The sequence below is a fragment of the Hymenobacter sp. genome (genome assembly GCF_036388155.1).
Taxonomy (GTDB): domain Bacteria; phylum Bacteroidota; class Bacteroidia; order Cytophagales; family Hymenobacteraceae; genus Hymenobacter.
Window position 1 is genome coordinate 57,861 of sequence record NZ_DASVSI010000138.1, and the last position, 18,838, is coordinate 76,698.

General features: G+C 60.8%; 21 protein-coding genes. 8 read left to right on the forward strand and 13 right to left on the reverse strand.

Going from position 1 to position 18,838, the window contains the following annotated elements; genetic code table 11:
- Nucleotides 1-11: 11 nt before the first annotated feature.
- The 4 genes from VF629_RS19350 to VF629_RS19365 all read left to right on the forward strand — a co-directional run bounded on the left by VF629_RS19350 (nt 12) and on the right by VF629_RS19365 (nt 4,273).
- Entirely contained in the window at nt 12-893 is an 882-nt protein-coding gene (locus VF629_RS19350; protein ID WP_331060151.1) for a TonB-dependent receptor, read from the forward strand.
- Nucleotides 821-2,452, forward strand: a complete 1,632-nt coding sequence (locus VF629_RS19355) for a TonB-dependent receptor plug domain-containing protein (protein ID WP_331060152.1) — start codon at nt 821-823, stop codon at nt 2,450-2,452. The genes VF629_RS19350 and VF629_RS19355 overlap by 73 nt, the downstream gene beginning before the upstream one ends.
- A 138-nt stretch (nt 2,453-2,590) precedes the next feature.
- Nucleotides 2,591-3,130, forward strand: coding sequence for an ATP-dependent protease subunit HslV (hslV, locus tag VF629_RS19360; protein ID WP_331060153.1), 540 nt, complete (start codon nt 2,591-2,593; stop codon nt 3,128-3,130).
- Between the two features lie 171 nt (nt 3,131-3,301).
- The gene (locus VF629_RS19365; RefSeq protein WP_331060154.1) at nt 3,302-4,273 is read left to right on the forward strand and encodes a deoxyhypusine synthase family protein; all 972 of its coding nucleotides are present in this window, start codon (nt 3,302-3,304) and stop codon (nt 4,271-4,273) included.
- Nucleotides 4,274-4,360: 87 nt separating this feature from the next.
- Here VF629_RS19365 and VF629_RS19370 read toward each other — a convergent pair whose 3' ends face one another.
- The 5 genes from VF629_RS19370 to VF629_RS19390 form a co-directional block, all read right to left on the reverse strand.
- The gene (locus VF629_RS19370; RefSeq protein WP_331060155.1) at nt 4,361-5,320 is read right to left on the reverse strand and encodes a DUF3667 domain-containing protein; all 960 of its coding nucleotides are present in this window, start codon (nt 5,318-5,320) and stop codon (nt 4,361-4,363) included.
- A gap of 255 nt (nt 5,321-5,575) precedes the next feature.
- A complete protein-coding gene (locus VF629_RS19375) occupies nt 5,576-6,505 on the reverse strand; it encodes a DUF3667 domain-containing protein (protein ID WP_331060156.1) in 930 nt (309 codons plus the stop codon).
- Nucleotides 6,506-6,637: 132 nt separating this feature from the next.
- Nucleotides 6,638-6,859 carry a hypothetical protein gene (locus VF629_RS19380; RefSeq protein WP_331060157.1) on the reverse strand — a complete coding sequence of 74 codons (222 nt, stop codon included), beginning with the start codon at nt 6,857-6,859 and terminating at the stop codon, nt 6,638-6,640.
- On the reverse strand, nt 6,856-7,446 hold the full coding sequence (locus VF629_RS19385) for a DUF3667 domain-containing protein (RefSeq protein ID WP_331060158.1): 591 nt from the start codon (nt 7,444-7,446) through the stop codon (nt 6,856-6,858). The genes VF629_RS19380 and VF629_RS19385 overlap by 4 nt, the downstream gene beginning before the upstream one ends.
- Nucleotides 7,447-7,521: 75 nt before the next feature.
- On the reverse strand, nt 7,522-7,902 hold the full coding sequence (locus tag VF629_RS19390; protein ID WP_331060159.1) for a PH domain-containing protein: 381 nt from the start codon (nt 7,900-7,902) through the stop codon (nt 7,522-7,524).
- Nucleotides 7,903-7,992: 90 nt separating this feature from the next.
- Between VF629_RS19390 and VF629_RS19395 the strand changes: the two genes are divergently transcribed.
- Entirely contained in the window at nt 7,993-8,412 is a 420-nt protein-coding gene (locus VF629_RS19395; protein ID WP_331060160.1) for an AraC family transcriptional regulator, read from the forward strand.
- 76 nt (nt 8,413-8,488) lie between these two features.
- Nucleotides 8,489-9,250 (forward strand): SDR family oxidoreductase, encoded by a 762-nt coding sequence (locus VF629_RS19400; RefSeq protein ID WP_331060161.1) that lies wholly within the window; start codon nt 8,489-8,491, stop codon nt 9,248-9,250.
- Nucleotides 9,251-9,594: 344 nt separating this feature from the next.
- On the opposite strand, the gene VF629_RS19405 is transcribed toward VF629_RS19400, so the two are convergent.
- The 4 genes from VF629_RS19405 to VF629_RS19420 all read right to left on the reverse strand — a co-directional run bounded on the left by VF629_RS19405 (nt 9,595) and on the right by VF629_RS19420 (nt 11,546).
- The gene (locus tag VF629_RS19405; protein WP_331060162.1) at nt 9,595-10,059 is read right to left on the reverse strand and encodes a hypothetical protein; all 465 of its coding nucleotides are present in this window, start codon (nt 10,057-10,059) and stop codon (nt 9,595-9,597) included.
- Nucleotides 10,060-10,089: 30 nt separating this feature from the next.
- Complete coding sequence (locus VF629_RS19410; RefSeq protein ID WP_331060163.1) at nt 10,090-10,236, reverse strand: hypothetical protein; 147 nt, start codon at nt 10,234-10,236, stop codon at nt 10,090-10,092.
- Nucleotides 10,237-10,361: 125 nt separating this feature from the next.
- Entirely contained in the window at nt 10,362-10,586 is a 225-nt protein-coding gene (locus VF629_RS19415; RefSeq protein ID WP_331060164.1) for a hypothetical protein, read from the reverse strand.
- A gap of 42 nt (nt 10,587-10,628) precedes the next feature.
- On the reverse strand, nt 10,629-11,546 hold the full coding sequence (locus VF629_RS19420) for a DUF58 domain-containing protein (RefSeq protein ID WP_331060165.1): 918 nt from the start codon (nt 11,544-11,546) through the stop codon (nt 10,629-10,631).
- A gap of 291 nt (nt 11,547-11,837) precedes the next feature.
- On the opposite strand from VF629_RS19420, the gene VF629_RS19425 reads away from it, so the two are divergent.
- Both VF629_RS19425 and ychF read left to right on the forward strand, forming a co-directional pair.
- Complete coding sequence (locus tag VF629_RS19425; protein WP_331060166.1) at nt 11,838-12,206, forward strand: DUF3276 family protein; 369 nt, start codon at nt 11,838-11,840, stop codon at nt 12,204-12,206.
- A 279-nt stretch (nt 12,207-12,485) separates the two neighbouring features.
- Nucleotides 12,486-13,586 carry a redox-regulated ATPase YchF gene (gene ychF, locus VF629_RS19430; RefSeq protein WP_331060167.1) on the forward strand — a complete coding sequence of 367 codons (1,101 nt, stop codon included), beginning with the start codon at nt 12,486-12,488 and terminating at the stop codon, nt 13,584-13,586.
- A 99-nt stretch (nt 13,587-13,685) separates the two neighbouring features.
- Here ychF and VF629_RS19435 read toward each other — a convergent pair whose 3' ends face one another.
- From VF629_RS19435 to VF629_RS19450, 4 genes are all read right to left on the reverse strand, one after another.
- Nucleotides 13,686-14,090, reverse strand: coding sequence for a GxxExxY protein (locus VF629_RS19435; RefSeq protein WP_331060168.1), 405 nt, complete (start codon nt 14,088-14,090; stop codon nt 13,686-13,688).
- A 120-nt stretch (nt 14,091-14,210) separates the two neighbouring features.
- Nucleotides 14,211-15,617, reverse strand: a complete 1,407-nt coding sequence (locus VF629_RS19440; protein WP_331060169.1) for a M48 family metalloprotease — start codon at nt 15,615-15,617, stop codon at nt 14,211-14,213.
- 111 nt (nt 15,618-15,728) lie between these two features.
- Nucleotides 15,729-17,189, reverse strand: a complete 1,461-nt coding sequence (locus tag VF629_RS19445; RefSeq protein ID WP_331060170.1) for a M48 family metalloprotease — start codon at nt 17,187-17,189, stop codon at nt 15,729-15,731.
- Nucleotides 17,190-17,292: 103 nt separating this feature from the next.
- On the reverse strand, nt 17,293-18,627 hold the full coding sequence (locus VF629_RS19450) for a DUF5103 domain-containing protein (protein ID WP_331060171.1): 1,335 nt from the start codon (nt 18,625-18,627) through the stop codon (nt 17,293-17,295).
- Nucleotides 18,628-18,838: the final 211 nt, after the last annotated feature.

Below are 18,838 nucleotides of genomic sequence, written 5' to 3' on the forward strand. Positions count from 1 at the left end.
CCAAGCGGCCCGTGATTGGGGCCACTGTGGTGGAAAAAGGCACCAACAACGGTACCGCCACTGGCGGCGACGGGCGGTTTTCGTTACGCGCTCGCACCGCCTCGCCGCGGCTGGTCATCAGCTCGCTAGGCTACGCGACCCAGGAAGTAGCAGCGGACGCCGCGCAAAGCATCAGCCTGGCCGAAAGCAGCACCAGCCTCGACGCCGTGCAAGTGGTGGGCTCGCGTAGCGCCAACCGCTCCGTGACGGACTCGCCCTCGCCGGTTGACATCATCGACATCCGGGAAGTGACGGCGAAAACGGGCCAGCTCGACGTGAACCAGCTGCTGCAGTTTGTGGCGCCGTCCTTCAACTCCAACCGCCAAACCGGCTCCGACGGCGCCGACCACGTGGACCCGGCCTCGCTGCGTGGCCTGGGCCCCGACCAAACCCTGGTGCTGGTGAACGGCAAGCGCCAGCACCAGTCGGCGCTGGTGAACCTGTTTGGCTCGCGCGGCCGCGGCAACACCGGCACCGACCTGAACGTGATTCCGGCCGCGTCCATCGAGCGGATTGAGATACTGCGCGATGGGGCGGCCGCCCAGTACGGCTCCGACGCCATTGCGGGCGTCATCAACATCGTGCTGAAAAGCTCGGTGAAGGAGCTCACGGCCAGCGCCAACTACGGGGCGTACACCGCCAAATACCGCCGCGACGACCAAGACTTCGACGCGGCAACTTCAACGCAAACGTCCACTACGGCATCGCACTGGGCGAAAAGGGCAGCTTCGTTAATGCCACGCTCGACTACAACCAGCGCCAGCACACCCAGCGGGCCAACGTGCCCTCGCCCAACGGCCTGGCCCGGCGCGAGTACGGCGACCCGGAAATTTCCAACGCCGCGCTTTACGTGAACTCGAAGTTTGCGCTCAGCGACAAGGCGCACGTTTACGCCTTTGGTGGGTTCAACAAGCGCAAGGGCGACGCCTACGCCTGGACCCGGTTTGCCGACGACGACCGCAACGTGCCCGCCATCTACCCCAACGGCTTCGACCCAATTATTACCAGCGACATCGAGGATTTGTCGGCCGTGGTTGGGATACGTACTAGGCTGGGGGGCTGGGAGCTGGACATTAGCAACAACTTCGGCTCGAACAGTTTCGAGTACGGCCTGCGCAACACGCTGAACGCCTCGCTGGGAGCGGCTTCGCCCACCTCGTTCAACGCGGGCGGCTTCCAGCTGGACCAGGACGTGGTGAGCGTGGGCCTCACGCGCAACTACAAAACCGTGCTGCAAGGGTTGAATGTGGCCGCGGGCGCGGAGGCGCGCCGCGAGTGGTATTCCTTATTCGCGGGCGAAGAAGCGTCTTACCGCAACTACGACCCTAGTTTGTCGGGCGGCTCACAGGGCTTCCCAGGCTACCAGCCCAGCGACGCCATCGAAGCCAAGCGCAACAACCTGGGCGCTTACGTCGACGCGGAGCTGAGCCTGACCCAGCGCTGGCTGCTGGCCGCCGCCCTGCGCTTCGAAAACTACAGCGACTTCGGCAGCACCCTCAACTACAAAGCCTCGACCCGCTACAACCTGACCGATTTCCTGACGGTGCGCGGCACGTTTAGCACCGGCTTCCGGGCGCCCTCGCTGGCCCAAATTAACTTCAACTCCACGTTCACCAACTTCATCGGCGGCGACCCGGTGGAGGTGCTGCTGGCGCGCAACAACAGCGCCGTAACCCAGAAGCTGGGCATCCCGAGCCTGAAGCAGGAAACTTCGACCAGCGCCAACGTGGGCTTTACCAGCCGCCTGGGCTCGGCGGTGAGCCTCACGGTGGACGGCTACTACATCAAGGTGAAAGACCGGGTCGTGCTCACCTCCCAATTTGGAGCCGATGACCCCGTGATTGGCGCCGACCTGGTGGCCCTGAACGTGGACCAGGCCCAGTTCTTCGCCAACGCCGCCGACACCCGCTCGCTGGGCCTGGACGTGGTGCTGAATCATTTTGTGACCGTGGGCACGGGCCGCCTTACCTCCACGCTGGCCGCCAACTTCAACAACCTGCGCGTGGACCGGGTGAAGACGTCGGGCCGCCTGGCGGGCCGCGAAGACGACTTCTTCGGGGCCCGCGAACAGGCCTTTGTGAAAGCGTCGGCGCCGCCTTCCAAAATCAACCTCACCTTCGACTACCAGGTGAGCCGCTGGGGCGCGCTGCTGCGCTTCGTGCGCTTCGACAAGGTGACGCTGCTCGACTTCGACGGCCTGCAAATGAACTACGCCTCGCGCATCACCACGGACCTGACCTTGAGCTATGCCCTGACGCCGCATTTGCAGCTAGCGGTGGGCAGCTCCAACCTGTTTGGGGTGTTCCCCACGTTGTTTGACCCGCAGCGCACCGAAACCGGCGGTGCCTGGGACCCCCTGCAGATGGGCTCCAACGGCCGGTTTGTGTTCGCCAAACTGCAGGCCCGCTTCTAAGTCGTTTGCCGCTTGTGGGTTACCCGCTACCTGCCGCCCGGTCTGCAGGACCGGGCGGTTTGGTTAGGCGGTGGGGCGTAATTTTGGCCCCACTTCGCATCCGCGCCGTATTGGCTGGTAAGATGCTTACTTCATTACATGACCAAGATTCGCTCAACTACCGTTCTCGGCATTCGCCACAACGGCGAAATTGCCCTCGGCGCCGACGGCCAGGCCACTATGGACAAGCACGTGGCCAAGAACAACGTGCGCAAAATCCGCAAGCTGCTCGACGGCAAAGTGGTGACCGGTTTCGCCGGCTCCACCGCCGACGCCTTCATGCTGCTCGACCGCTTCGAGGAGAAGCTGACCAGCTACGGCGGCAACCTGAAGCGCGCCGCCATTGAGCTGGCCAAAGACTGGCGCAAAGACCAGTACTTGCGCAAGTTGGAAGCCATGATGGTGGTGGCCGACAAAGACGAGCTGCTCATCCTCAGCGGCACCGGCGACGTGCTGGAGCCTGACTCCGACGTGGCGGCCATCGGCAGCGGCGCCATGTTTGCCCAGGCCGCCGCGTTGGCGCTTAAGAAACACGCCCCCCATTTGTCGGCGCGGCAGATGGTGGAAGACGCCCTGCACATTGCCGCCGACATCTGCATTTACACCAACCACAACCTGATGATTGAGTCGCCGGTATAGGCAGGCATTGTTGTTCAACACATCAAAAAAAGCCCGTCATGCCGAGCGCAGCGAAGCATCTCGCGTGCTCCAGCTGATTACTACCACGAGCGAGATGCTTCGCTGCGCTCGGCATGACGTTCAGAAAGAGCGTTTAAAACCGGAAAATAATTCAATCCCCATTCCCCCGCAATGCAAGTAACCAACTTCCTCCGCCATCATTTCCGCCACTTCAACGCCGCAGCCCTCATCGACGCGGCCGATGGCTACAACAAGCACCTCGCCGATGGCGGTAAGATGATGATAACCCTGGCCGGCGCCATGAGCACGGCCGAACTCGGCATTCAACTCGCCGAGCTGATTCGCCAGGACAAAGTGCAGATTATCAGCTGTACCGGTGCCAACCTGGAAGAAGATATCTTCAACCTGGTAGCCCACGACTTCTACGAGCGGATTCCGAACTACCGCGACCTGACGGCCGCCGATGAGCAAGACCTGCTCAAGCGCCACCTCAACCGCGTGACCGATACCTGCATCCCGGAAGAGGAAGCCATGCGCCGCCTCGAGCACGTGGTGCTGAAGTATTGGGAAAAGGCCGACAAGGCCGGCGAATCGTACTTCCCCCACGAGTTCTTCTACCAGATTCTGCTCTCGGGCGAGTTGGAGCAGTACTACCAGATTGACCCCAAGAACTCCTGGATGCTGGCCGCGGCCGAGAAAAACCTGCCGATTGTGTGCCCCGGCTGGGAAGACTCCACGCTGGGCAACATCTACACCGGCCACGTGATGACGGGCGACATCAAGAACGTGCACACCATGCGCACCGGCATTCAGTACATGATGTACCTGGCCGACTGGTACACCCAAACCGCCACCGAGGAAAGCAAAATCGGCTTCTTCCAGATTGGCGGCGGCATTGCCGGCGACTTCCCCATCTGCGTGGTGCCCATGCTGCACCAGGACTTGCAGCGCCACGAGGTGCCGCTGTGGGGCTACTTCTGCCAGATTTCGGACTCCACCACTAGCTACGGCAGCTACTCCGGCGCCGTGCCCAACGAGAAAATCACCTGGGGCAAGCTGGGCGAGAAAACCCCGAAGTACATCATCGAAAGCGACGCGACCATCGTGGCGCCGCTGGTGTTCGCCATCGTGCTGGGGCAGTAATTGCCAGTAGATTCAGGAGCTAAAAAAACGCCCGCCGCTGAACCTCAGCGGCGGGCGTTTTTTTAGCTCCTGAATCTACTGTTTCGGCTACCGGGGCTGCGGCGCGGTCTGGGACGGCCGAGCCTTGGGCGGCTGGGCACCGGCTGCTTGCCGCTGCTGCTCCTGTTTGGCTTTGGCCTGCTGCATTGCCGACTGCTTGATGCTGGACCAGTTCAGGGTGAATATCAAAATTATACCTGCTACAATGAGGATGAAGTAGCCCAGCATAAACGTCATGAAGCCGCGCCAGAGGCGGCCCAGCCGGCCGATGGTGGTGTGATTAAGCAAACTGCCGTAGGCCCACGAGGCATAGGCTACCACCAGCAGCAGCGCGTAAAAGCTGAACGTCTGAATCTGAGGCGTGCCGCTGTAGGCGTAGGTGACGGGTAGCAGCAGCAAGCTGAGGAAGTTATTGATGGCCGTAATAAAGGCGGCAATAATGAGGCATTCGGCGTAGTTGTAGCCGCCGCGCCGCAAAAACAAGCGGGCCGCCAGCGCCCAGGCCGGCACCGTGGCCAGGTAGCACCAGGTCAGGTACTTCATGAAAAACGTACTGAAGGAGCGCTGTATCTGGTATGCTGCCTCGGGCATGTTCGGGTCTTTGGGCGGCATCATGTCGATGTGCAGCACCGAGTAGAACAAGGCGTACAAGCCTGTAATGAGGAACAGCAGCGACAACGGCCGGAAATGGTCGACGCGCTTGCCCGCCAGGTAGGCCCGGATGGTGGGACCGGGCCGGAACACCATTGTCTTCAGCGTATAGAGAATGCCCTTATCGACGTGCCAGATGCTGTGCAGAATGTCGTGGGGCATGTCCTTCAGCGTGAGGCGGTGCGTGTGGTGCGCATCCTGCCCGCAGCGCCCGCAAAACCGGTCGGGAACGGGGTGTCCGCAGTTCAGGCACTCGGCCGCTGCGTGCGCCGGGGCGGTGTCGGTGGCGGGCAGGGCGTGCACGGCCTCCGCCAGCTCCGGGGCGATAACTACTTCGGAAGTAGACGTGTGCTGCATAAACTAAGCGGGAAGGAAAAAGTGCTTGCCATTAAAGTTAAGCAATTGGGCTGAGCGTCTGGCCAGTTGCAGCAAAGAATAATATTGCGGGCATATGGGCCGCTCGCTAGCGCGCCGGGGCCGTTGCATGCGCGTGGGTGGCTTGCGCAGCACATGCTAGGCCGGTAATTGCCGCCCCTGTCAGGGCACAAATAAGCCCGCCGTTGGAACCGCGGCGGGCTTATTTGTGCCCTGACAGGGGCGGTAGTTCAGGGGCTAGCGCTGGGCGGCAGTCTGCGGCTTCTTTGGTGGAAGTTTTGGCCGTAGGTCCGGCCGCTCGTTTAACACCTGTACGGTAAGAACAATGATGCACACCAACGCCGCCAGCAGCAGCACCACGAATTGCATTAGGGAAATGCCCAGCGCCCGGCCGTAGCGCCGCGCCGCGGTAAGCGCGGGAGCGGCCAGCAGCAACTGCGCGTTCACCCAGAGCGTGTACACCAGCGTCGGGATATACACCAGCTGCGAAGCTACCCTGAGGAACGCCGGGTTGCCTGCCAGCAGGGTGGGCAGCATAATGGTGAGGCTGACGATGGTGAGAGTGCCCCCGATGAAGCAGTTGGCCAGCAGCACCTCGGCGTAGTTGTAGCCGGCCCGCCGCAGCAGCCACCACGCCACCAAGCTGTTGAGTGGCAGAAGCACCAACTGCATCAGGTACGGGTGTTTGATTAAGATAGAAATGTAACGGTCCAGCACCACCGACATGAGCGCCACCGGGGGGGAACCCGCCGTGGTGGGCTGCGCCGTGAGCATGGCCTGCTGCAAGTCCGTCTGAAAGGCCGACATGAGCAGGGCTGAAAAGCCCACGAGTAGCAGCAGGTAGCTCACCGGCCGGAACTGCCGCGTGCGCTGCCCCGCCAGGTACCCCCGGATGGTCAGGCCGGGGCGTGTTATCATTTGGTAAAATGTGTACGCCAACCCTTTGTCGACGTGCCAGATGGAGTGAGGCAGGTCGTGAAACAGCAGGTGCTTCAGGGTGATGCGGTGCGTGTCGGCCGGCTGCCCGCAGTGTGCGCAAAACCGGTCGGTGAGGGCCGTGCCGCAGTCGAGGCAGGCGTGGTGGGCCGGCGGGCCGCCGGTGGGGGCCCGCTCCAGGGCGTCGACGGCTACTACGGCCGTTAGGTGGGTAGAGTAGTCAAAGGACATAGGCGAGGGTTGCGATGACGAAATGACACTACGGGAAGCCCTGAAAAGGTAAGAACAATCCACAACATCCACAACCAGAGATTGGTGAGCCTGCGCCCCACCGGCGAGGGAGGCATCGCGCCGGCACGAAGGTTAGTGCGCGAGCCGGACCAGCCAGTGGCTTATCGTCTCAATCAACAGGGAGTTGACCAGCAGCCCCACCGCGGCAATCGCAAAGCCGCGCCACAAGCTGCCGGCCAAGCGGTAAGCACCGAGGGCAAACAGGGCATAGGCCCACGTTTGGTAAAGAGGCATCGAGAGGGTTTCGAAAATGTAAATGATTTTGAACCAGGGAGTGCCGTTGGCCCATTTCATGAGGGGGAAAAGAGCATCTGCACCACCAGCACGGTGCCCATCACCAAGGCGTTGGCGAGCAAATGCTCCACAAAGTTGTAGCGCAGCCGGCGCAGCAGGGCCCAGGAGAGGAACGCAAGCACGGGCAGCATGCCTACCGTGAACCACGAGAAGTATTTAAAGACCAGCTGGTTTGCGGCAAAGGCTTCGCGTTCGTGCTCGGTTGCGGCCGGCCGGGCAGGCTCGGCCAATTGAAGGTGCATGGCCAGGAACAGAAAGGAGGCAATGCCTCCCAGCAACAGCAGCAGCGCCACCGGCCGAAACAACTCGACCCGCTGCCCGGCCAGGTAGCGACGCATGGTGTGCCCCGGACGAACCAGCATTTCCTTGATGGTGTAGGGCAGGCCCCGGTCAACGTGCCAAATGCTGTGCGGAACCTCGTGCAGCAGGTGCGCAAAGGTGAAGCGGTGCGTATTGGCGCTTTGCCCACACTGCGCGCAAAACGGACCGGTGAGAACAGCGCTGCAGTTCAGGCACGCAGCGTCAGGTTCGGCATGAACCGCTAATCGAGCCGAAGAGGCAGTCAGGGTGTCGGAAGTGGAATGCATGGGACGCAACGGCAGGTTGTTCAAAAATAGTCACCTGCTGGCTGTGTTGAAAGCAGATTCTGGCCGCGGAAAAATCTATCCCAGCACGTGCTGCGCCAGTACCCGCTGCACGTCGTAGATGTTGACTTGGCTGTTGAACGTGCGCACGATGCTGGGCTGCAGCTCGCTCGACACCCAGATTTTGAGCTCGGCGTCGAGGTCCAGGTGGCCGGCGGTTTCGATGCCAAACCGGGAGATGCTTTTGTAGGCAATGGACAGGTAGTCGGTTTTCTTGCCGGTGAGGCCTTGCTTCTCCACCAAAATCAGTCGTTTGTTGGTGAAAATGAACACGTCGCGCACCAGCTTAAAGCCAATTTCAATGACCTCGCCGTTGGCGAGCAGCACGCCGTATTCGTCCTGTAGTTCGGCGGGTTGAACCACGCCGGCATTGCCGAGTAATGCAGAAAAAAAGCCCATGGGGTTGTGAAGTTGTTAGGTATGTCGAAGTATAGAAAATAAACTTGGTTTCCCTGCGTCATTTACGCAAAATCCCTTTGCTGCCCCGCTATGCCTTCCACGCCCATCCCCAAGAAAATACTGGCCCGTCAGCACGAAATCATGGCCGATTTCCTGCGGGAAATAGACGTGCACCTGGCCGACGTGGTGTCCGGCCGGGCCACGGAAATGTTCGAGATACGCGACTTTGCCGGCCTGCTGCACATTCACCCCACGCACCTGAGCAACACCATTAAGCTCACCACTGGCCACCCGCCGTGCTATTATTTTGAGGCCCGCATCATGGACGTGGCCCGGCGGCTGCTGCACGACCCCACGCGCTCCGTGGCCGACATCGCGGCCAACCTCACCTACGACCCGTCGAATTTCACGAAGTTCTTCAAGCGCTTCGAGGGCAGCACGCCCAAGCACTACCGCGAGCAGGTGTGGGCCGCCCAGCGCGAGGCAAAAACGGAAGGTGTCACCATTTAAACTGAACTACTCACCATAAACCAGGCCGCCCGCGCCCGGAACTTTGCCTCATCATTCACCCCAACCCATTGAACTGATGAGCACTTCCAAAATCGCCCTGGTGACCGGCGGCAGCCGCGGCCTGGGCAAAAACATGGCCCTGAGCCTGGCCAAAAAAGGCCTCGACGTCATCCTCACCTACCATAGCAAAAGCGCCGAAGCCGACGGCGTAGTGGCCGAGATACACGCGCTGGGCCAAAAAGCCGTGGCCCTGCAGCTCGACGCAGCCAATACGACCGGCTTCGATGATTTCTTCGACCGGGTGGCCGCGGCGCTACGCGAAACCTTTGGCGCCGAGTACTTCAACTTTCTGATTAACAACGCTGGCACGGGCTTGCACGCCGCCTTCGCCGACACCACCGAAGCGCAGTTCGACGAGGTGATGAACATTCACCTCAAGGGCCCGTTCTTCCTCACGCAAAAGGCCCTGCCGCTGCTGGCCGACGGCGGCCGCATCGTCAACGTTTCGTCGGGGTTGGCCCGGTTTGCGCTGCCCGGCTCGTCGGCCTACGCGGCCATGAAAGGCGCCGTTGAGGTGCTGACGCGCTACCAGGCCAAGGAACTGGGCGCCCGCGGCATTGCGGCCAACGTGGTGGCGCCCGGCGCCATCGAAACCGACTTTGGCGGCGGGGCCGTGCGCGACAATGCCCAGCTCAACGCTTTCGTGGCCTCGCAAACCGCCTTGGGCCGCACCGGCCAGCCCGATGACATTGGCGGCGTGGTGGCCTTTCTCTGCTCCGAGGAGGCCCGCTGGGTAAACGCCCAGCGGCTCGAAGCCTCGGGCGGCATGTTTTTGTAGAGGCGTTGGTGAAAAGCAAGAAGGCCGCTGGAGAACTCTCCGGCGGCCTTCTTGCGCTGATGGTCGTGTCTAACGACCGCAGTACGTATTTATTTCCGCGGGTGTCGTTTGCGGTAGGAGTCTACTTGCTGACGCAACACGGCCAATAGGCGGCCGTAACGTTGCTGTGCTTCGTTCTGACTTTCAATTGCCTGAAGTCGCGTGTTTATCAAATCAGAGAAGTCCTCTACAGAGTAGGAACGTTTCGGGGCGGTGGACACTGGCAAAATAATGATAGAAATTCTAGCAAAATAACAGAAAGGCTGCGTGTAATACGTAGCAAGCCAAACTTAATAGGTAAAACCTTAAAAACGAAATGCCGGACGCGCCGGATTCCAGATGCCCCACGGTATCATGAGCAGCACAAGCAGCAGGGCAATGCCAAAAAACACGAAGGCTTTTTTGTGCTTGAGGGTATCGTCGGTGGCTTTTTTGGAAAGGCTGCGGCCCACCTGGGCCAGCACGGCGGCCAGCAGCATCACGGCAATGTGCTCGACCCCGAAAAACCGCTTGGTGGGGTCTTGCATGGCGCCGGCCTGCTTCATGGCGTTGAGGCCCCAGGGACTCAGGCCAAAATACAGCCCCAGCCCCAGCAGCACCTGCAAGTGCATGGAACCCACAAAGCTGGCACCCATGCCGTTGTCGGCGCCCACGAAGCGGCAGCCGCCGGTCCAGCCCACGTAGGCGCGGTAAATGGCGATGAGGCCAAACACGATGACCAGCCAGCGCGACCAGGAATGCAGAACGAGGAGTACGGTGTAGGGAGTCATGAAAAAGGGTGATAATGAACGAGAACTTACCTATGCGGCGGGGGCAAGCGCCTGCCTTTTCCGGTCGCGGTGCACCACGAACATGATGATGAACAACGAGACGTAGGGAAGGCCACACCCCACCCCAAACCAGCGCCAGAACGACCGGCCGTGGCTGTACGCCATGAAAGCTGTCATCAACGGCATGAAGAACAGCGGGGTTAAAATGACAATGAGGGCTTCTAACATCCGGAATCCAACGTATTGCAATGCGCCCGCAAAGGTAGTGCCCGGGCCAGGTTTTGCCCACCAGTTGGCCCCATTTAGGCCGTGGGCGGCGACTTCGGCCGCGACCCCGCCGCCCGCTCCTCGGCCCACTGAGAGCGCATGGCCACAAAGAGCGCCACAAACACCGAAAAGAACGGCAGTGCCATGCCCAGCGCAAACCAGCGCCAAAAGGAACGGCCGTGACTGGAGGCGATGTAGGCCGTTATCGGCGCGAACACCAGGGCCCCGCCCAAAATCAATAGTATTTCAACGAACCCCACAGCGTGACAGCAAAAGGAAGAAAAGAAACGTAAAGTCGCCGGTTATTTCACCTTGCCGCGCTTTATCAGGTACGCGTAGAGGACTTTTTCGAAGGGCTCGCGCACGTCGACGGGCACAAAATCGATGCGCAGCTGCCCGCAGCGCAGGGCCAGCTCTTGCTCGTAAGCCGTCATGGCGGCCTGGTACTGGTCCTTAATCTGGGAGGGCTGGAGCTTGATTTCCAGGCCGGTTTCGACGTCTTCGAAGATGTAGGGCCGCTCGGCGAACTCGAAATTGGCTTCGGTGGTGCGGTCGAGCACGTGAAACAGCAGCACCTCGTGGTGCTGGTGCTTGAGGTGCTGCAGCGCGGCCAAGGCGGCCTCTTGCTCGGCGGGGCTGCGACCCAGCATGTCGCTGAAAATGATGACGAGCGAGCGTTTGGGAATTTGCTGCGCGATGGCGTGCACGGTGCCGGCCACGTCGGTGCCGCGCACGGATTTGGGCGCGGGCGGGCGCTCCAGCAGTTGTTGCAGGGCCAGCAGCAGGGTGTGGCGGTGGGTGCTGGTGGAGCGCACCGGCGTTTGCAGCTCCACGGTTTCGGCGAAGGTGACGAGGCCCACCGCGTCGCGCTGCCGGGTGAGCAGGGTGGTGAGCGAAGCCGCCGCCAGGATGCTGAATTTCAGTTTGTCGTAGCCCGGCGCGGGGTAGTACATGCTGGGGCTCACGTCGAGCAGCAGGTGGGCGCGCAGGTTGGTTTCTTCCTCGTAGCGCTTCACGAACAGCTTGTCGGTGCGGGCAAACACCTTCCAGTCGATGTGGCGGGTGCTTTCGCCGGGGTTGTAGAGGCGGTGTTCCGAGAACTCCACCGAAAACCCGTGGTAGGGCGACTGGTGCAGGCCGGTGATGAACCCATCGACCAGCTGGCGGGCCAGGAATTCGAGGTTTTCGAAGGAGCGAATCGCAGCGAGGTCAATGGGCATGGCAGGGGAGGAGGCAGGATGGAGAGTATTGAGAGTATAAAGAACGTCATGCAGAGCGCAGCGAAGCATCTCGCGTGCTTCAACCGATTACTTACTGCGGGCGAGATGCTTCGCTGCGCGCTGCATGACGTTGCGGATAATCTGCATGACGTTCCGGATAACAAGCTTCTCAACTCTTTGCCCTCAACACCAACGCTACCGGTCGCGTTTATCTTTGCCGCTCGCTTCGTAAGTTAGGCCTTTCAATCAAAGCTCGACGCTATTTCCCACCCATACCCCCAACCCATCCCTGTGGACGACCGTCACGACCAGGAAGAAATTTATTCCCAACGCATTAAAGCCGGTAAGCGCACGTATTTCTTCGACGTGAAAGCCACCCGCGGCCAGGACTACTACCTGACCATCACCGAAAGCAAGCGCCGCCAGAACGGCGACGACTCGGTGAGTTATGAAAAGCATAAGATTTTCCTCTACAAGGAAGATTTCCTCAAGTTCGTCGACGCCCTGCAGGATGCCGTGGACTACGTGCGCGAAGAATTGCTGAGCCCCGAAGAAGTGGCCGAACTGGACCGCCCCCGCGAATACGACGAGCGCGACCAGCCCCGCCGCGAGCTCGACCGCCCGGCTTTTGACCCCAACCGCAGCGACGACAGCTATTAATTGTAGTGAGTAATGGTCAATGATTAGCGGTTAATTTTATGGCCCGGCCAACGGCGCGAATGGACGAGAGTCTGTTCGCGCCGTTTTGCTGTAGCGCGCCCGTGCCCGGCAGGGACTTTGTAGTCCGCGCCCCTGGCGGAAACCAGAACGCCTTTAACGGCGCGGGGATGCGAACCACAAAGTCCCTGCCGGGCACGGGCGCGCTACTCCCTGTCGTACCTTTGCACCCGAATTGTGCCCAACTCATAATTCGTAACTCACAAATCATAACTCCAAGAAATGGGCCTCCGCTGTGGTATCGTCGGCTTGCCAAACGTCGGCAAATCGACTCTTTTTAACGCTCTATCCAACGCCAAGGCCGAATCGGCCAACTACCCGTTTTGCACCATCGAGCCGAACGTGGGCGTCATCACCGTGCCCGACGAGCGCCTGCAGATTCTGGAGGCGCTGGTGAACCCCAAGCGCGTGCTGCCCACGATTATCGAGTTTGTCGACATTGCCGGCCTCGTGAAAGGCGCCAGCAAGGGCGAAGGTTTGGGCAATAAATTCCTGGCCAACATCCGTGAAGTGGACGCCATTATCCACGTGGTGCGCTGCTTCGACGACCCCAACATTGTGCACGTGGCCGGCGGCGTTGACCCCGTTTTCGACAAAGACGTCATCGACACCGAGCTGCAGCTCAAAGACCTGGAAAGCGTCGACAAGAAGCTGCAAAAGTCGGAGCGCAGCGCCAAGGCGGGCGACGCCGTGGCCAAAAAGGAAGTGGTGTCGCTGCAGAAATTCAAAGCGGCGCTTGAAGCTGGTCAGAACGCCCGCGCCGTGGAGGCTTCGGCCGACGACCTCGAAGCCATTGCCGACCTGCAGCTGCTCACCGTCAAGCCCGTGATTTACGTGGCCAACGTGGACGAAGCCAGCATTGCCAGCAACGGCAACAACCACGTAACCGCCCTGCGCGAGCACGTGAAGGCCGAAGGCGCCCAAGTGGTGCTGGTGTCGGCCGCCATCGAAGCCCAGATTGCCGAGATGGAAGACCCCGAAGAAAAGGCCATGTTCCTGGGCGAGTACGGCCTCACCGAGTCGGGCCTGAACAAGCTCATCCGGGCCAGCTACGAGCTGCTGAACCTAATAACCTACTTCACCGCCGGCGTGCAGGAAGTGCGCGCCTGGACCATTCACCGCGGCGACAAAGCCCCCGCCGCGGCCGGTGTCATTCACTCCGATTTCGAGAAGGGCTTTATCCGGGCCGAGGTAATTAAGCTGCCGGACTATCAGGAGTACAAGACCGAAGTCAAAATCAAAGAAGCCGGTAAAATGGCCGTCGAAGGCAAAGATTACGTGGTGCAGGACGGCGACATCATGCACTTCCGCTTTAATGTCTGAACCACGGATTCATTCGGATTAGCCGGATTTCACGGATTTTGTGGACGATTGATTCTTTACCAAAAGCCGCTCCTTCGAGCGGCTTTTTGCTTTTACTGCTCAGGCCAAAAACTGCGTTGTGCGCGGTTGGCTTTTGATGAAACGCTTGTGTCTTAAGCTAGTCTCGCCGAAATTAATGAGAAGACCTACCTCAAGCCGATAAGCTTCAAGATAGTTGATTATCTGAGCAAAATTTGATTGATTCAGTCCTGACAACGCCTTCAATTCTACTAATACTACTTCTTCCACTAGAAAATCCACTCGACGTGTGCCCACATCGACTCCTTTGTAGAAAATAGGCATTTCCATTTCCCGGGCAAAGCGCAAACCTGCCTGTTCCATCTCAATTGCCAAGCTGCGCTGATAAATGACTTCTTGAAAACCATTGCCCAGCATCCGATGCACGGCCATGGCGCAGCCCACAATTTTGTGAGTTCGTTCGTTAAAGCGCGTATCCAGTAACATAAAAAATGGCTGAGCTACGAATGTAGCTCAGCCAAAACAGACCACGCGGATGCAACACCCCCGTCAATCGTTCACAAAATCCGTGAAATCCGGCTAATCCGAATGAATCCGTGGTTCAGATTACTGGCTGATTGTCTTAAACAGCATGCCTTTGGGCAAACGGTCGGTGCGCTGCATGCCGTTTAGGATGGCCAATTCCTCGTGCCGGTTGGTGGGCACGCCGCTGGCGCTCAGGGCCTGGGCCAACGTCTGATTGCCAGTGGCGGCTTTGATGCGAATTTTAGCCGACTGGCGGTTCAGCTTGTTGGCGTCGGTGAGGCGGGAGAAGCCCTGGGCCACGCCGCTGAAGGTGTTGGCGTAGCTCGAAAGCGAGGCCGGCGCGGTCAGGCCCACGATGCCGTAGTAGTTGCTGCCGTCCTGAATGACGTGGGCCAGTACGGCGGCGCCGGCTTGGCCTTGCTGGTCGGCTTGTTGGCCCTGCATCACCACAGCCGGAAAGCCGTTGATGGTGGTGCGCTGGGCGTTAGCCGACTGCAGGCCGACGGCTTTGGCCAGGGCTTGAGCGGCGGCATCGAGCGAGCCACCCGAGGCGGGCACCAGCGCAATGATGGCTTTGCCGTTGGGCTCGGCCATCTGGAACTGCGTGGGCGAGTTTTGCGACTTCCAACCCGAGGGAATGGGCATGCGAAATTTCAGGTCGGGGTGGTAGAAGACGCCGCCTTCCACGAAGCCCTGGCGCGGGTCTTCGCCGTAGGGCAGGCCTTCCAGCATGCGCAGGTAGGAGTCGCGGCCCACGTTGAGCTGCTGCCCGCCGGCGTTTTGCTTGGCTTGCGCCGCCAGCTTCTTCACCGTGGCGTAGCGGTCGGCCGAGTTGGGGTGAGAAGAGAGGAAGGTGGGCGTACTTGAACCGCCGCCGGCCTGCTCGCTGCGCTGCAAGGTCTGGAAGAAATCGGCCATGTAACTGGCGTCGTAGCCAATTTTGGTGGAGTATTTCACCCCCAACTGGTCAGATTCCCGCTCGTCGTCGCGGCCGTATTTCAGGAACAGCACGCCCAACCCCTGCTGCGCAATGCCGCCGATGGACTGCGCCAGCTTCGGGGCTACAATAGAGCCCAGCAGCAAGCCAATGCCCGCCACCGTGGAGCGGCGCTGCTGGCTCTGGCCGTGTTTGGCCGTGATGTGGCCCAGCTCGTGACCGAGCACGCCCGCAAACTGGGCTTCGTTGTTGAAGTGGGCCATGATGCCCCGCGTGAAGTACACGTGGCCATCGGGCGTGGCGAAGGCGTTGATGATGGGCGAGTCGACGATGGTGAAGCCGTAGTTGCCGGGGCGGTCCGACACCTTGTTCATCTGCTGGCCTTTGGTGTCAATCAGGCGCTGGAGGGTGGGGTTGTTGTACAGGCCAAATTGGGCGAGCACCTGCGGGTCGGGCTCGGGGCCTTGGTCGGTGCGGCTGGTGGGTGTGGCGCTGGCTAGCGAGCCAAGCAGTACGAGGGCTGCGCCGAGGCGCACGGGGGAGAAGTTCATATCCAATAATCTGAATGGTTGCGAAAGATGCAACGGTTGTGCCTGCAAACGCACGGCTGAAAGTAGGGTTGCGCGGCAAGCCTGCCGAGGATTAAACCAACAACATGCCAGTTATTTTCCAACCACCTTTATCAGCGAGCCGGCGTTCACTTGTTCGTTGAGCTGCATGCCGTTGAGAATGGCCATTTCTTCGTGGCGCTTGGCGGGTACACCGTTGGCGGTGAGGGCCTGCGCGAGGTTGCTACGCAGCGTCAGCTTCTTGACGCGGATACGCTCGGGCTGGCGGGTGAGTTTGTCGCGGTCGGTGAGGCGCTGGAAGGCTTCGGCTACGCTGGTGAACTGCGGGGCGTAGGTGGGGAAGTCGGCGGGCGCGGCCACGCCCAGCAGCACATACAGCGTCTTGCCGTCCTCAATGACGTGGCCCAGCACGCGCACGCCCGCCACTTGCTGGCCGGTTTGCTGGTCCTGCTGCACCTGGTCGGCCACGAAGGCAATGGCCGGGAAGCCGTTGATGGTGGTGCGGCGCGACTCAGTGGGCTGCAGGCTGAGCTGCTTGGTGATGGCCTGGGCGGCTTCGTCGAGGCTGGCGCCGGGGGCCGTCATCAGGATGAGCAAGCCCTTGCCGCCGGGGTCGGCCATCTGGAATTGCTGGGGCGTGTTCTGGTGCTTCCAGCCGGCGGGCACTGGCAGCTGAAACTTCAGGTCGGGGTGGTAGAACATGCCGTTTTCCACGAAGCCCTGCTTGGGGTCTTCGCCGTACACCAGCCCGTCGATGAGGCGCAGGTACTGGTCGCGGTTAACGGCCAGGGTGGGGTTGCCGTTGGCCTGCTTCCACTGGTCGGCCAGCTGGTGCACGGTGTTGTACCGGTCTTCGGGGTTGGGGTGGGTGGAGAGGAAGTCGGGGATGGCTTCGGCCGTGGACTTCTGCTGCTCGCGGGCCAGGGTTTGGAAAAAGTCAGCCATCTGGCTGGCGTCGTAGCCAATTTTGGAAGAGTACTGCACGCCCAGCTCGTCGGACTGCCGCTCGTCGTCGCGCCCAAACTTGAGAAACAGCAGCTGCATGCCCTGCATGGCCTGCTCGCCAAACTCGGCCACCCGCGGCGAGGCAATCATGGCGCCCATCAGGCCCACCTGGCCCAGCAGCGCCTTGGTTTGCTGCCGCGCCGAGTGCCGTGCCGTAACGTGCCCGATTTCATGGCCGAGCACTCCGGCAAACTGGGCCTCGTTGTTGAAGTGGGCCATGATGCCCCGCGTGAAGTACACGTAGCCGCCCGGCACGGCAAAAGCGTTTATCACCGGTGAGTCGACCACCCGAAACTGGTATTTCAGGTTGCTGCGGTGCGAGATGGCGGCCATCTTCTGGCCCTTCTCGTCGATGAATTTCTGGATTTTCTGGTCGGGGTACAGGCCAAACTGGGCCGTCACTGCCGGGTCCGACTGCGCGCCCATGGCCACCTCCTGGTCTTCAGACACCAGAATGACCTCCTTTTTGCCCGTGACCGGGTTGGTGGCGCAGCCGCTGGCCAAGCCAAAGCAGGCCAGCGTACCGCCAATAAGCAGGCGTGTTTTCATGGGTGGGAGCGTTTAGCGAGAAAGAGCAGTAGCCGGAAGCCGCGCGCGGCTTCGGAAAGTGCAGACTAAAACGCAACCTCGGCCGATGGGTTGTTGACTGGCCTTACGGGCGGCTGTTCACCGCCACCTGCTGGTAGCCAATGAGCAAGTCGGCGCGGGTGCCCGGCGGGCGGTAGTACACCAGCAGGTCGTACTGGTTTTCGGTTTCCTGGTGGGTGCCTTCGAAGTAAACCTCGTTGGGCACGCCGCTCGGCCCGCCGCCCACGGCAAAGCTGTAGTTGTAGTAGCCTTGCTTGAGGAGCGCGTGGCCCGTGTAAAGCTTCGTGGCTTCGTCGTAGGCCAGTTTGAACTCGTCCTTGAGCTGCCAGTCGGTGAGGGTGCCCAGCACGTACACCGGGCCCGGCGCCGGCTGTTCGGCTTTTAGCTGGAACGTCACGTCGGCGTAGTCGGCATTGACGGCGCCGTTGCCGAACTCGCGGCTTTCGAATACGCGCTGGCCGTTGGCGTCCTGGTATTGGTTGTAGGCCAGCTTGGCGCGGCTGGTTTCGGGCAGCAGCGTGGCCGTGACGGGATTGGTGCGCGGGTCGACGCGCTGCACCCCAATGCCGGCCGCCTGCACCGAGCGCGTGTCGAAAAAGCGGTACTCGCTCAGGCCCGGAAAGGCGTTTTCGAAGCCGAAGTACTGGTAGTCGAGCCGCCGCTCGGCGTCGCGCACGAAGGTGGGGCGCAGGTTGTACTTGGCGTTGTCCCAGCGGAAGTTCTGGCGCAGCACCACCTTCACCTCCACGGCCGGGTTCACCAAATCGACGCCCGAATACCCAATGCCAAAGTCGAGCTGCTGCAGGGTGTAGCGCTCCTGGCCGCCCACCACAATGCCCGGTTTCAGGGCCACTTGCACGCGGTTTTCATACACCACCAGCCGCCGCGACACCAGCGGCACACTGCCCTGGGCCTGCACCACCAGCAGGTAGTTGCCGCTGAGCTTCACGCCCGGCGCCCGCATGCGGTAGTGGAAGTAGGGCACCTTGCCGCCCACGCCCACGCGGTAGTCGGTTATCAGAAACTCGTTTATCTCGTTGAGAAACTGCAAATCGGTGAGCACCGACGGCTTCCAGTCCACGTCGCAGTGAATGAGCTTGGCGGTGTAGCGCTGGCTTTGCTGGCCCAGCACGTCAAACTCCAGCGTGATGGCCTGGGTTTGGCCCAGGGGCACCACCGGCGGCTGAAACACCTCATTCTGCTGGCCGGTGGCGGCGTAGCACTGCACGCTGCGCACGTCGGGCGAGTAGGTGTAGTCCTGGTAGCGCAGGGTTTTGTCGGCGTAGTATTCGGGGGGCCTAGCGGCACCGCCAGCGGCTGGGCTGGTGCTGGTGATGGGCGTGCCCAAAGGAACGCAGGCAGTGGCAAGCAGGAGGAAAGCAGCAGGAAGAAAACGCATGGCGCGAAAGTACGGCGAGCAATGGCTGCTCCTGCTTCGCGGGCCGGAAAGACTCGCAAAAGTGACTTTGCTAGTGAGTAAGTGTGGAAAATAGCATATTGGCAAACAGGCCGTCCTGCTCATCTGGCGTCCGCGCAGTCGAAGCAGCTCTACCGCAATGGTCAATCAATTGAACGGATTAGACCAACTCTGAAGCCAGTGTGCCGTAGCG